A 13,185-nucleotide genomic window follows, 5' to 3' on the forward strand; every position below is an offset into this window, starting at 1 on the left:
TATGGCGGGCCTTTTGTTAAACCATTTATTTTAAACTAATGAGGTTAAATTTTAGTTGTCAATTCCGTCAAAATGTTGTATGGTATAAGGGTAGAGAAATCTGACTTCCCGGCGTTCCATGGTCCAACCAGCAGGGCCGCCCGGAAGCAAGGAGGAGCGTCTATGTTAGAGCAGTCCTATTTTGCCAAGGCCGACGAGCTCATTGCCCGCTACGGCAGGCAGCCAAGCGCGATCATTCCGGTCTTGGAGGACATTCAGGAAGCCTATCGCTATATTCCCCGTGAGCTTCTGACCTATGTGGCCGACGCGCTGGGGATCAAAGAATCCAAGGCATACAGTATTGCCACGTTCTACAAGAACTTTTCCTTTGAGCCCAAGGGAAAGTACGTCATCAAGGTCTGTGATGGGACCGCCTGCCACGTCCGGCACTCCGCGCCCATTCTGGCCGCTATGCAGAAGGAACTGGGCCTGAGCGCCCAGAAGCACACCACAGACGACATGCTCTTTACGGTGGAGACGGTCTCCTGCCTGGGCGCCTGCGGCCTGGCTCCCACGCTGACCGTCAACGACGAAGTACATCCCAAAATGACGCCCGAAAAAGCGGTGGCCCTGCTGCAGGAACTGAGAGGTGAAGCCCAATGAGGATGGAAGATCGCAATTCCCTTCTGGAGCGCCGGGAGACGGCGCAGCAGGCCCTGAGCGCCTATCGCTGCCGCATCCTGGTCTGTGCCGGCACTGGCTGTATCGCCTCCGGCTCCCAGGTCATCGCCGAGACCATGCGGAAGCTCTGTCAGGATCTGCCCAATGTGGAGGTGGAGTGCTGCGGACACGTGCCCCACATCGGCATCGCCAACACCGGCTGTCAGGGCATCTGTGAGCTGGGTCCCCTGGTGCGGATCGAGCCCTATCACTATCAGTACGTCAAGGTGAAACCCGAGGACTGCGCCGAGATCGTGGAAAAGACCGTCTGCCGGGGCGAGCCGGTGGAGCGCCTCTTCTACGAGAGCCAGAACGGCAAGACCTGCCCCAAGCCCGAGGACATCCCCTTCATGGCAGGACAGACCCGGGTGGTGCTGGAGCACTGCGGCAACATCGACGCCGTCTCTCTGGACGAGTACATCGCTGTGGGCGGATACGACGCCCTGAGCAAGGCCCTCTTCGATATGACCCCCGATCAGGTCATCCAGGAGGTGGACCGCTCCGGCCTGCGGGGCCGCGGCGGCGGCGGCTTCCCCACCGGTACCAAGTGGAAGCAGGTGGCCGCCCACACGGAGGCCCCTGTCAAATACGTGGTCTGCAACGGCGACGAGGGCGATCCGGGCGCCTTCATGGACGGCTCGGTCATGGAGGGTGATCCCTATAAACTCATCGAGGGCCTGACCATCGCGGGCTATGCGGTGGGGGCCACGGAGGGCTATATCTATGTCCGTGCCGAGTACCCCAACTCGGTCTCCCGCCTGCACTATGCCATCGCCCAGGCGGAGGCGGCCGGTCTGCTGGGCGAGAACATTCTGGGCAGCGGCGTCACCTTCCATCTCCATGTGAACCGGGGCGCCGGGGCCTTTGTCTGCGGCGAAGGCAGCGCCCTGACCGCCTCCATCGAGGGCAACCGGGGCATGCCCCGGACCAAGCCGCCCCGCACCGTGGACCACGGCCTCTGGGAGCAGCCCACCGTGCTCAACAATGTGGAGACCTATGCCAACGTCCCCAACATCGTCCTCCGAGGGGCCGACTGGTTCCGCACCATCGGCTCGGACAACAGCCCCGGCACCAAGACTTTCTCCATCACCGGCTCCATCGCCAACACCGGCCTGATCGAAGTGCCCATGGGCACCACCCTCCGGGAGATTATCTATGACATCGGCGGCGGCATCAAGGGCGGCGGCGATTTCAAGGCGGTCCAGATCGGCGGTCCCTCGGGCGGCTGCCTTACCCGGGAGCACCTGGACGTGGGCCTGGACTTCGACACGGTGAAAAAATATGACGCCATCGTGGGCTCCGGCGGCCTGGTGGTCATGGACGAGCACACCTGCATGGTGGAAGTGGCCCGCTTCTTCATGAGCTTCACCCAGCGGGAGAGCTGCGGAAAATGCTCCCCCTGCCGCATCGGCACCAAGCGGATGCTGGAGATTCTGGAGCGCATCGTGGCCGGAAAGGGTACGCTGGAGGACCTGGACAAGCTGGAGGAGATCGCCGAGTTCGTCCGCAAGAATTCCCTCTGCGGCCTGGGCAAGAGCGCGCCTCTGCCCGTCATCAGTACCCTCAAGCGCTTCCGCAAAGAGTATGAAGAGCACATCGTGGACCACAAGTGTGCCGCCCACGTCTGCGAGGCCCTCAAGCAATACAAGGTAGACCCGGACAAGTGCATCGGCTGCACCAAGTGCGCCCGCAACTGTCCGGTGGAGGCCATTTCCGGTACGGTCAAACAGCCCCACGCCATCGACCCGGACAAGTGCATCAAATGCGGCACCTGTCTGTCCGGCTGTCCGGTGGGTGCGATCTACGTGGATTAAGGGAGGAAATCACTGCTATGAGTTTGCTGCACGTTACCATCGACGGCATCCCCGTCGAGGTAGAAAAGGGCACGACCATCCTGGAGGCGGCCGAGCGGGTCGGGGTCAAGATCCCCACCCTCTGCCACATCAAGGGTCTCATGCCCGACGGCTCCTGCCGGATCTGTACGGTGGAGATCCAGAACCGGGGCCGGTCCAAAATGGACACCGCCTGTTCCGCCCACTGCTCCGAGGGGGATGCCATCCTGACCCGGAGCGAGGCCGTGGTGAAAGCCCGGCGGGGCATTCTGGACATGCTCCTCTCCAACCACCCCACCAACTGTTTCTCCTGCCCCTCCAACGGCGAGTGCAAGCTCCAGGACCTGTGCTATGAGTACGGGGTGAAGGAGACCTCCTGCCCCGGCGAGATGAGCAACCGCCCTGTGGATGACTCCAACCCCTTCTTTACCTATGATCCTAATCTGTGCATCCTGTGCCACCGGTGCGTCAACACCTGCCACAAGATCGTGGGCTGCGGCGCCATCGACACCATGGAGCGCGGCTTTGAGTCGGTCATCAGCCCGGCCTTCGGCATGCCCTGGCGGGAGAGCAACTGTGAGTCCTGCGGCAACTGTGTGGCCGCCTGTCCCACCGGCGCCCTCACCTCCAAGCGCAAGCAGAACTACCGCCCCTGGCAGGTGGAGAAAAAAGTGCTCACCACCTGTCCCCACTGCGCGGTGGGCTGTCAGTACTATCTGATGGTCAAGGACAACAAGGTCGTGGGCGTGGAGGCCGCGGACGGCCCCTCCAACCACAACACCCTCTGCGTCAAGGGCCGTTACGGCTCCTATGACTTCATCCACTCCAACGGACGTCTGACCGATCCTCTCATCAAGGATCGCTCCACCGGAGAATTCCGCAAAGCCTCCTGGGAGGAGGCGCTGGACCTGGTGGCCTCCAAGTTCCAGGCCATCAAGCGGGAGTACGGCAACGGCGCGCTGGCCGGCTTTGCCTGTTCCCGCTCCACCAACGAAGACATTTACATGCTTCAGAAGATGGTGCGCACTTGTTTCGGTAATCACAATACCGACAACTGCGCACGTGTGTGACACGCCCCCACAGTTGCCGGTCTGGCAACCACTTTGGGGTCCGGCGCGATGACCAACACCATCGCCGATGTGACCCGTGAGTCCGACGTGATTCTGCTCGTCGGCTCCAATCCCGAGGAGGCTCACCCCGTCTTCGGTATGCAGATCCGCCAGGCGCTTCAGCGCGGCGCCAAGCTGATCGTCGTCGATCCCCGCAACATCGGCCTGTCCAAGCAGGCTGCCGTCCATCTGAAACTCAAGCCCGGCACCAACGTGGCCTTCGCCAACGGAATGATGCACGTCATTCTGGAGGAGGGCCTGGAGGACCGGTCCTTCATCGAGTCGCGCACCGAGGGCTTCGAGGCCCTGCGGGATCTGGTCAAGGACTACACCCCCGAGCGGGTGGCCGAGATCTGCCACATCGATCCCGAGGATCTGCGCACCGCCGCCCGGCTCTACGCCAAGGCCGACCGGGCCCCCATCCTCTACTGCCTGGGCGTGACCGAGCACTCCAGCGGCACCGAGGGCGTAATGTCCCTGTCCAACCTGGCCATGCTGGTGGGCAAGCTGGGCCGTCCCGGCTGCGGCGTCAATCCCATCCGCGGACAGAACAACGTCCAGGGCGCCTGCGACATGGGCGCCTCCCCCACCGACTTCCCCGGCTATCAGAAGGTGACCAACCCCGAGGTGCGGGCCAAATTCGAGCAGGCCTGGGGGGTCTCCCTCCCCGCCGAGCCGGGCATGTTCGCCACCGACTGCTTCCCCGCCATGCTGGAGGGGACCATCCGTGGCCTGTTCATCTTCGGTGAGGACCCCATGCGCACCGATCCCGACACCAACCACGTCCGCCGCGCCCTGAGCGCGCTGGACTTCCTGGTGGTGGATGAGCTCTTCCTCACCGAGACCGCCAAGCTGGCCGACGTGGTCCTGCCCGGCATCAGCTACGCCGAGAAGGAAGGCACCTTCACCAACACCGAGCGGCGGGTCCAGCGGGTCCGCAAGGCGGTCCCCAGCCCGGGGAATGCCAAGCCCGACACCTGGATCTTCACCGAGCTCATGAACCGGATGGGATATCCCCAGCCCCACCTCACCCCCGCTCAGATCATGGAGGAGATTTCCTCCCTGACGCCCAGCTACGGCGGCATCAGCCACGCCCGGCTGGACAGCGAGGAGCTCCACGGCCAGGGTCTCCAGTGGCCCTGCCCCTCGCCGGAACATCCCGGCACCCCCATCCTCCACGTGGGACAGTTCAGCCGCGGACGGGGCCTCTTCGCCCCCTACGCCTACGTCCCCTCCATGGAGCTGCCCGATGAGAGCTATCCCTTCCTCCTGATGACGGGACGCATCCTCTACCACTACAACGCCTGCGCCATGACGGACAAGACGCCCGAGATCGTGGAGATCGCCGGCGGCTCCTTCCTGGAGCTCAACGACCAGGACGCCAGACGCCTGGGCATCGCCGACGGCGACACCATCCGTGTCTCCTCCCGCCGGGGCACCATCGAGACCACGGCCCGGGTCAGCGGCAAGACCTCCCCCGGCGAGTGCTGGATGCCCTTCCACTACCTGGAGGGGAACTGCAACTGGCTGACCAACGCGGCGCTGGACCGCATCGCGCGGGCCCCCGAGTACAAGGTCTGCGCCATCCAGATCACAAAGGCATAACTATCAACCCACCCTGGGCGGCCACGGGAGTTTCCATGGCCGCCCCCCCAGCGTGTCGAAAAACTTCGACACGCTTCTCAAAAATGCAGGCATTTTTTCGAGGGGATACAGGCCACCGCATGCACTCGCTGACACTCGTACACTTGTGGCCTGAGCAGAGTGTTTTCCGACGTACACGCCGCCGGAAAACACAATTTGACTCTCTTCCGCCGTCTGCGGACGGCGGAACTCTGCGAGGCTCTTGCAGCACTGATCGCAGCAGTACACCTTTTGACCGTCTGTGGGTGGCCACGGGAGTTCCCATGGCCGCCCCTTTTTTCTACGAGGATTTTGTATGACTGACGCTCTCTCTGTTTTGTGCGACGTGGTCCACGTCTCCCGTTCCACCGACACCCCTGGGCAGGACGAGGTGGTGGTCGAGCACCCCCTTCGGGTGGAGATCGACGGGACCGACTCCCTCCTCCTCTCCTGTTCCCCCGCCCACCTGGAGGAGCTGGTGACCGGGAACCTCTTCTGCCGGGGCTATCTGTCGTCGGCCGGGGAGCTGCATACCCTCTCCTTCTCCCCTGACCGGCACACCGCCTATGTGACGCGTACCCCCGCGGCCGCGCCCTCAGCCCCGGACCGTCCGGAGGACATCCGCCTGCCCGCCTCGGCGGCCTACGCCATCATGGGACGGAACCTGAGTGCCTCCGCTCTCTTCCAGCGCACCGGCGGGGTACACTGCGTGTCCCTCTCCCTCCCGGACAGTTCTCTCATCTCCCGGGAGGATCTGGCCCGACACAACGCCGTGGACAAGATCATTGGGCACGCCCTGCTCCACCATATCCCCCTGTGCCGCTGTGTTCTGGCGGTCAGCGGGCGCCTCTCCGCCGATATGATGGAAAAGGCCGCCCGGGCCGCCATCCCCATCGTGCTCTCCAAGGGGGCCCCCACCGACCGGGCCATCCAGCTGGCCCGCGCCCACGGGATCACTCTGGCGGGCTTCATCCGCGGGGAGCGGATGAACCTCTACGCCTGCCCGGAGCGCATCGATCCCGCCCGTTAGCACCGCTTTCTCCCCCGATTCATAGGATGGGCTAAAAGGAGGTCTGTTCCTATGCCCATCATTTATCTCTCCCCCTCTACCCAGGAGAACAACCTGTATGTCACCGGGGGCACCGAAGAGGAGTGGATGAACCGTCTGGCCGACGCCATGGTCCCCTACCTCTCGGCCAGCGGCATCCGCTATGTCCGCAATACGCCGGATATGACCGCCCTCTCCTCCATCCGAGCTTCCAACGCCGGGACCTATGACCTGCACCTGGCCCTCCACTCCAACGCGGCGCCGGAGGGGCGCTATGGACAGGTCCGGGGCGTGCTGGTCTTTTACTTCCCCGGCAGTATCCAGGGCCAGGAGGCTGCCAATCTGATTGCCGATAACCTGAAGACAGTCTACCCCCTCCCCAACAAGGTCCGGGCGGAGCCCACCACCTCCATCGGCGAGGTGCGGCGGGTCCGGGCCCCCTCCGTATTCCTGGAGCTGGGATATCACGACAACCCCGACGACGCGGCCTGGGTCAAGGGCAATCTGGACGCCATCGCCCGCAGCATCGTGCTGGCTCTGACCGAGTACTTCTCCCTCCCCTTCCTGGAGCCACAGCCCCCCAGACCGGCGGTGGTGGATGTGAACTGGGGCTATCTCAACATCCGGGACCGCCCGGACACCGCCTCCTCCGTCCTGGCCAAGGCCTACGACGGCGCGCCCCTTACCGTTCTAGGGCAGTGGCAGGACTGGTATTCCGTCCGGTTTGACGGGATGGTGGGATGGGCCAGTTCCGATTTCATTACATTGGTCTGATCGGCGTTCACAGAAAGTTCATATACCGTTTGCAAACTGTCCATCCATTTCCCGCGCAAAGCTGGTAAGATATCCTCGTCAGGAAGCAAATGACACAGAAAAAACTCCTCCTCTCTCTTCCCTCTCTTTTCTATTCACACTGTCCTGCGGCGGGGAGCAGCGGTTCCCCGTCGCAGGGGCAGACCATCTCAGCGGGCACGTCGGAGCACGTGCTTTTTCTTTTTTTATTTTTTTGCAAAAAAAGGCTTGCATTTTTCCAAATGATGTGCTAATATAATTGAGCTGTCAGCGATAAGTAATCGCGAAACGGTATGCGGCTGTAGCTCAGCTGGATAGAGTGTTTGGCTACGAACCAAAAGGTCGGGGGTTCGAATCCCTTCAGCCGTACCAAAAGAGAGATGTGACGTGAGTCATGTCTCTCTTTTGTTTTATCCTCCGTTCCCTGCCCACACGTTGCTCTTTCCAAGTATCCCCTGTATAATAGAAAAAGCGGCCCTCTCCAGGGCCGCTCCCAAGCGGATATCACCTTCTCTGTTAGAAAGGATCTGGAACTGATGGATCATATCTCCTCTGTATTTTCCTTTTTGGATGCAGGCGTCAGCCCCTGGCACGCGGCGGCGGAATCCGTCCGCCGCCTGGAGGAGGCGGGTTTTCTCCGGCTGGAGGAATCCGCTCCCTGGGCCCTCGCGCCGGGCGGCTCCTACTATGTCACCCGAAACGGCTCGGCCGTGCTGGCCTTCCGGCTCCCTGTCCAGCCCATCCGCGGCTGGCGCCTTGCCCTCTCCCACAGCGACGCCCCCACCTGGCGGGTCAAGAACACCTGTGTGGAGCAGGCCGGGTACACCAAGCTGGAGACCGAGGGCTACGGCGGTATGCTGATGGGCACCTGGCTGGACCGTCCCCTCACCCTGGCCGGACGGGTGGTGGTCCGCACAGCGGAGGGTCTGGCCAGCCGCCTGGTCTATCTGGACCGGGATCTTCTCACCATCCCCAGCGTCGCCATCCACTTTGATCGGGGCGTCAACGACGGACGCAAATGGGACCCCCAGGTGGATCTCCAGCCCCTCTACGGCGAGGCCGGCTGTCCGACCCTGCTGGAGCTGATCGCTCAAGAGGCCGGCGTCGCGCCCGCCGACATCCTGACCTGGGATCTCTGCCTGGCCGTGCGGCAGAAGGCCACCCGGATCGGACCGGACGGGGCCTTTTTCATGAGTCCCCGGATCGATGATCTGGAGTGCGCCGCCACCACCCTTCTGGGCTTCCTGGAGAGTGAGCCCCAGCCCGCTGTTGCCGGTGTGTGGGGCATGCTGGACAACGAGGAGGTGGGCTCCTCCAGCCGCCAGGGCGCGGAGGGGACCTTCCTGTCCGACACCCTTCACCGTATCCTGCACTGTCTGGGACAGGGTGCCCAGGACGCCTGGCAGATCGCCGCCAACTCCCTCATCCTCTCGGCGGACAACGGACACGCCATCCACCCCAATCATCCGGAAAAGTCCGATCCCCAGAATGCGCCCCGCATGAACGGCGGCGTGGTCATCAAGGTCAACGCCTCCCAGAAATATACCACGGACGCCGTCAGCGCCGCCCTCTTTGAGCAGATTTGCCGGGAGGCCCAGATCCCCGTCCAGCGCTTTGCCAACCGGGCCGATATGCCCGGCGGCTCCACCCTGGGCAATCTCCAGGGCCACAGCGTCTCCTCCCCCATGCTGGACATCGGCCTGGCCCAGCTGGCCATGCACTCCGCCGTGGAGACGGCCGGCACCAAGGATATCGCCCACATGACCGCCGCGGTCCGTGCCTTCTACCAGCGTCCCTTTACCTGCTGTGGGGACGGCCTCTACTCCCTCTGAGCAGGCCGTGACGCTCCATCCATACGAGGCAAATCCATGAAACACGAGTCTATTACCATCCTGCGGTATATCTCCATCTTGCAGCGCAATACCAACCGGTATTTTGATCTCACCCTGGAGCCCGATCAGATCGGCAGCGGGCAGCAGTTTTTTCTCCTGCGCATCGCGGAGCACGAGGGCATTACCATGTATGACCTGGCCAAGCTGGGACATTTCGACAAGGGCACGGTCACCAAGGCCGTGCAGAAGCTCAGTGAGCAGGGCTATGTCTATCTGGAGCCCGACCCCCACGACCGGCGGGTACGCCATCTGTATGTCACAGAGCAGGCCCGTCCCCTGATCGAACGGGTCTACCGCCTGCGGGACCACTGGACCGACTCTCTGACCCGGGAACTTCCCCCTGAGACCCAGGAGCAGCTGCTCCACACCCTGCAAATCCTGGCCGAGCGCTCCTGCCAGACCTTGGAGGAGATACAGTCCTCCGCCCCATAAACCAATTCCCCCTGCCGCTTGACTGCGGCAGGGGGAATCTTTTATGCGTTCTCTTGGAGATAAGCAGGCCTTACACCACGTCCAGGTAGGCCTTGGCCAGCTCCACCAGGTCCTGCAGGTTGACTGCGCCGTCCTGGTTGACGTCCGCCTTCTGGGCCTCGGTCCAGTTGGCATCGCCCTCCTTGGCCTGGTAGTAGTCCTGAGCCGCCGCGATGTCGTTGAGATCCAGATCGCCGTCGCCGTCCACATCGAACAGGTCGCTCACCGCCGTGTGTACCGCGGACGCAGCCGCATCCACCTGAGCCTGAACGCCGTCGTTGACCAGAACATTGCGCAGGGTGACCTGCACCTCCCCGCTCTGCTCCGTGGTGCGGACATACAGCTCCAGCATCTCCTTCAGCTCCGCCATGGCCTCCGCATCGGACAGGCCGTAGCTGAGAACCACGTCATACCGGACGCCATCCTCCAGAGCGGTCTTCTTCTGGCCCAGCAGCTGGAAGCCCTCGGCGGCCTCCAGGGCCTGGGTGTCGGTGAACATGCCCTGTCCCTGGATGTCAAAGGTCAGATGCACGGTCTTGAGCCCGGTCACATCGCCGTTGAGTGCGAAGGTGTAGGGCACGCGGGCGTTCTGGCCCGCCTTCTCCGGGCCGCTGACCGAGACGGTCACAGCGGTCTCCTCGGGCTCTTCCACGGGGGTCATGGCGGCCTCATAGGCCTTCTGCACGTCTTCCGCCGTCATCGTGCCGGTGTACACTCGGGCCAGCGCGATCTCACAGTTTGCCTGGTACTCCAGCTCGCCGCCGGAGGTGGTGTCGCCGCCCAGGAAGAGGTAGTGAGGGGGCTCCTTCATGCTGCCGGAGGCGGGAACGGAGTCCTTCAGCTCGCCGTTGAGATAGATCTTGACGTTCTCTCCGTCATAGGTACCCACGATGTGGTTCCATTCATTGGCCGCCACATCCACCTCGGGTGTCTTGTAGCTGCCGCCGATATGGGACCAGAACTGAAGGGTGTTGGTGCCGCCCTTCTGCTCGAAGCAGAAGCCGGAGACCTGCGTATTGCCCATGGGGTTGTTGTTCTTGTTGTCCAGAGGCTTATAGAAGAGCTCCACCGTGTAGTTCTTGGTGAGCTTGGCGTAGTCCTCGCTGGTCATGGAGTAGCGCAGGCCGTCGTTCTGGCCGTCAAACACAGCCACGGTGCGGTTGAGCTCCTCATCCACGCGGTAGGAGGGCTCGCCAAACACGGTCTGGGTGTGGCCGGCGGCATCGGCGCCATTGTCCTTTTCTGCAAAGTCCACGTCAAAGATGGCCTCGGCGGGATAGGTGGGCACATAACCGGCGCCGGTGGTCACGTCCTCCTCGGCCACGATGGGATTGCTGATGGCATCAAAGGAGGTCACCGCCTCCACCTGGATGGAATAGGTGGTGTTGCCATTCAGATCGGTGATCTTCACGGACATCTCGCTCTGGCGGTCCTCTTTATAGTAGTCGGAAAACACCTTGCGGACCACCTTGCTCTGATCGGCGGTGTTGGTCAGCGTGATCCAGTACTCATGGATCATGTCTGCATTGTCCCCGGTCGCCTCCGCGGCAGTGGGGAAATGCACCACCATGGAGTCGCCGGTCACATCGCTGACGGTCACCACAGACCCCTCTGCAAAGGAGGGCGCCGCGGAAGACGTGCGCTCCTCGGTGTAGGGACGCTCGCCATCGTTTCCGCCGTCAAAGACCCAGGGCTCAGACTCGTACATATACGTCCCTTCGGTCAGGTCCATCCGGTAGATCTCCACCGTGCCGTCTTCCATCACATCCACCCGCAGGGCCTGCGAGGAGTACTCCGCATCGTAGGGATAGGTAGAGGCCTGTCCGGTGACCGGGTCCACCTTGCCGCTCTCATTTTCGAAATAGGCGCCGATGGTGCTGTCCTGAATGGCAGTATAGCCGTCATCCTGATAGATGGAGCGGGCGTCCTCCAGCGTGGAGTGGGAGTGGCCGGAGATGTGGATCACCTGGGGATACTGCTCAAAGAGCTGGGTCAGGTCCCGGTCCGTGCCCTCTCCGTAGTTGCCGTACCACTCGTTGGTCACATATGCGGTATCGCGGATGCCGTGGTGGCCCATGACGATGACCGGCTCATCGGGATCGGCCTGCTCCAGCGCCGCCTTGACCATGTCATAGTCTCCGGTGTAATTGCTTCCGCCCACCGGCGTCATCTTGATGACGGTGATCCCGCCCAGGTCCAACACTTCGCTGGACTCCTGCCCGGTCTTGGACTCAAAGCGGTCAATGCCCCCGCCCATGTCGTGGTTGCCCATGGAGAGAACGACTTTTCCGGCCGCGCCCAGATCGCTCTCGTTGATGATGCTCATGAGCCGGTCATACTGCGCCTCCGATCCGCTGTCGGTCAGGTCGCCCACAAAGAGCACTCCGTCGGCCTGGGGGTCTACCTGATAAAACACATCCAGCGCATTGGCGACCTTCTCATCCGCGCCGCCCCGGCCGATGTGCGTATCGCTGCCCACAAAAAAGCGCGCGGCGACGCCCTCTCTTCCGGCCTCCTGCCAGCCGTCCACCGCGGGGGCCTCCCAGGCCATCGCCGCAGGCATCGTGCCGATCAGCAAAGTCGCAGCCAGCATACCAGAAAAATTGCGTTTCCAGTGCATGTCTCTATCCATCCCTTTTTATAGATTACCGCTCCAACCGGGAGATCTCGCCCGTGGCTCGGTCCATCTACTATTCTAAAAACTCCGTGTAAACTGTACAACGCATCTTATGCAAAACACCTGTAAAATCAGCGCCGTGGCGCATATTCCACCGCAGAATTGCATTCCCCCGCATTTTATGCCATTTGTCCAGCCTTTCCGTTTGGTTTTCTTCTATTTTTCAGAATGGCAATTTCGATCGTACTGTAAATAAAAGGCATAGTTTGAAAACAGAGCTGGAACTGGGTGCAGCTTCTGATTCACTCCGCTTTACATGGGACTTTCCGCCCGGAACAAATCACCAAAATACAGCAAGGGACACCGGCCGGCAGACCGATGTCCCTTATAAACGTTTTGCCTAAACGAACACTTTAAAATTCCCAGGTACAAAAAGAAACACCAGCCGATTGGCTGGTGTTTCTTTGTCTTGTCTGTAAAGTATAGATGCCGTTATCTCCACGATATAGCAAGGCATCAAAAGGAGAGACGCATTCAGATTAGCAAAATAAGTACAGTTAGCCAAACACCTGTTATTTGATTAATAAATTCTCAACGATGAATGATTATTGGCAAGAGGCTATTGCCGTGGAAATGCAACCGTAATGTGTAGCGATAGCTTCAGTTTCTTCCCAAGGACAAGCCATGGCTAATCCTTTAAATAATTCAGTAGAGTGGTCTGGGTTAGTAATTGCAATAGCCGCTGAATACTCTGCCTTAGTGATTTGCCGGTTATGTGTCAAATAGTTGCTTAATTTCTCCGAAGCAATCAAATCATGCACATATTTACTGGCTTGTTCAGCGATAAAGCTTTCTTGTTCTCCATGTTCTGCTAAAGCATGCAGTAATACAGTTTCAATTGCACCTTCACTATCAAAAGGAATAACGATAGGCATAATCTGCATCGCAATCTGCTGTCCGCTAGCTGATATCGTATATTTGCAAATTTTATGATTTTCTAATGTGATAGTGTCGGAAAACCAAGTTGCTATCTCATTGACGACATCATCGTGTTTGCGAGCGTCGCAATCCTTAATGATTACGATAGATTCAATCATATTGT

At 60.9% G+C, this 13,185-nt stretch carries 9 protein-coding genes and 1 tRNA gene; 8 read left to right on the forward strand and 2 right to left on the reverse strand.

Annotated features, from left to right (window positions below; genetic code table 11):
• Positions 1–162: 162 nt before the first annotated feature.
• From GPK94_RS00955 to GPK94_RS00990, 8 genes are all read left to right on the forward strand, one after another.
• Complete coding sequence (locus GPK94_RS00955; RefSeq protein WP_186963624.1) at positions 163–642, forward strand: NAD(P)H-dependent oxidoreductase subunit E; 480 nt, start codon at positions 163–165, stop codon at positions 640–642.
• Entirely contained in the window at positions 639–2,513 is a 1,875-nt protein-coding gene (locus tag GPK94_RS00960; RefSeq protein WP_215653959.1) for an NADH-ubiquinone oxidoreductase-F iron-sulfur binding region domain-containing protein, read from the forward strand. The genes GPK94_RS00955 and GPK94_RS00960 overlap by 4 nt, the downstream gene beginning before the upstream one ends.
• A 17-nt stretch (positions 2,514–2,530) precedes the next feature.
• Entirely contained in the window at positions 2,531–5,245 is a 2,715-nt protein-coding gene (gene fdhF, locus GPK94_RS00965; protein WP_215653961.1) for a formate dehydrogenase subunit alpha, read from the forward strand.
• Between the two features lie 334 nt (positions 5,246–5,579).
• On the forward strand, positions 5,580–6,293 hold the full coding sequence (locus GPK94_RS00970; protein ID WP_215653963.1) for a formate dehydrogenase accessory sulfurtransferase FdhD: 714 nt from the start codon (positions 5,580–5,582) through the stop codon (positions 6,291–6,293).
• Positions 6,294–6,344: 51 nt separating this feature from the next.
• Positions 6,345–7,085 (forward strand): N-acetylmuramoyl-L-alanine amidase, encoded by a 741-nt coding sequence (locus tag GPK94_RS00975; RefSeq protein WP_186963627.1) that lies wholly within the window; start codon positions 6,345–6,347, stop codon positions 7,083–7,085.
• A gap of 313 nt (positions 7,086–7,398) precedes the next feature.
• Positions 7,399–7,475, forward strand: a tRNA-Arg gene (locus GPK94_RS00980).
• Positions 7,476–7,639: 164 nt separating this feature from the next.
• The gene (locus GPK94_RS00985) at positions 7,640–8,935 is read left to right on the forward strand and encodes a M18 family aminopeptidase (protein WP_215653965.1); all 1,296 of its coding nucleotides are present in this window, start codon (positions 7,640–7,642) and stop codon (positions 8,933–8,935) included.
• A gap of 36 nt (positions 8,936–8,971) precedes the next feature.
• Positions 8,972–9,427 carry a MarR family transcriptional regulator gene (locus GPK94_RS00990; protein WP_215653966.1) on the forward strand — a complete coding sequence of 152 codons (456 nt, stop codon included), beginning with the start codon at positions 8,972–8,974 and terminating at the stop codon, positions 9,425–9,427.
• 70 nt (positions 9,428–9,497) lie between these two features.
• On the opposite strand, the gene GPK94_RS00995 is transcribed toward GPK94_RS00990, so the two are convergent.
• Complete coding sequence (locus tag GPK94_RS00995) at positions 9,498–12,086, reverse strand: LamG-like jellyroll fold domain-containing protein (protein WP_215653967.1); 2,589 nt, start codon at positions 12,084–12,086, stop codon at positions 9,498–9,500.
• Between the two features lie 602 nt (positions 12,087–12,688).
• Positions 12,689–13,180 carry a hypothetical protein gene (locus GPK94_RS01000; RefSeq protein WP_215653968.1) on the reverse strand — a complete coding sequence of 164 codons (492 nt, stop codon included), beginning with the start codon at positions 13,178–13,180 and terminating at the stop codon, positions 12,689–12,691.
• Positions 13,181–13,185: the final 5 nt, after the last annotated feature.

The sequence above is a fragment of the Pseudoflavonifractor sp. MCC625 genome (genome assembly GCF_018784545.1).
Classification (GTDB): domain Bacteria; phylum Bacillota; class Clostridia; order Oscillospirales; family Oscillospiraceae; genus Pseudoflavonifractor_A; species Pseudoflavonifractor_A gallinarum.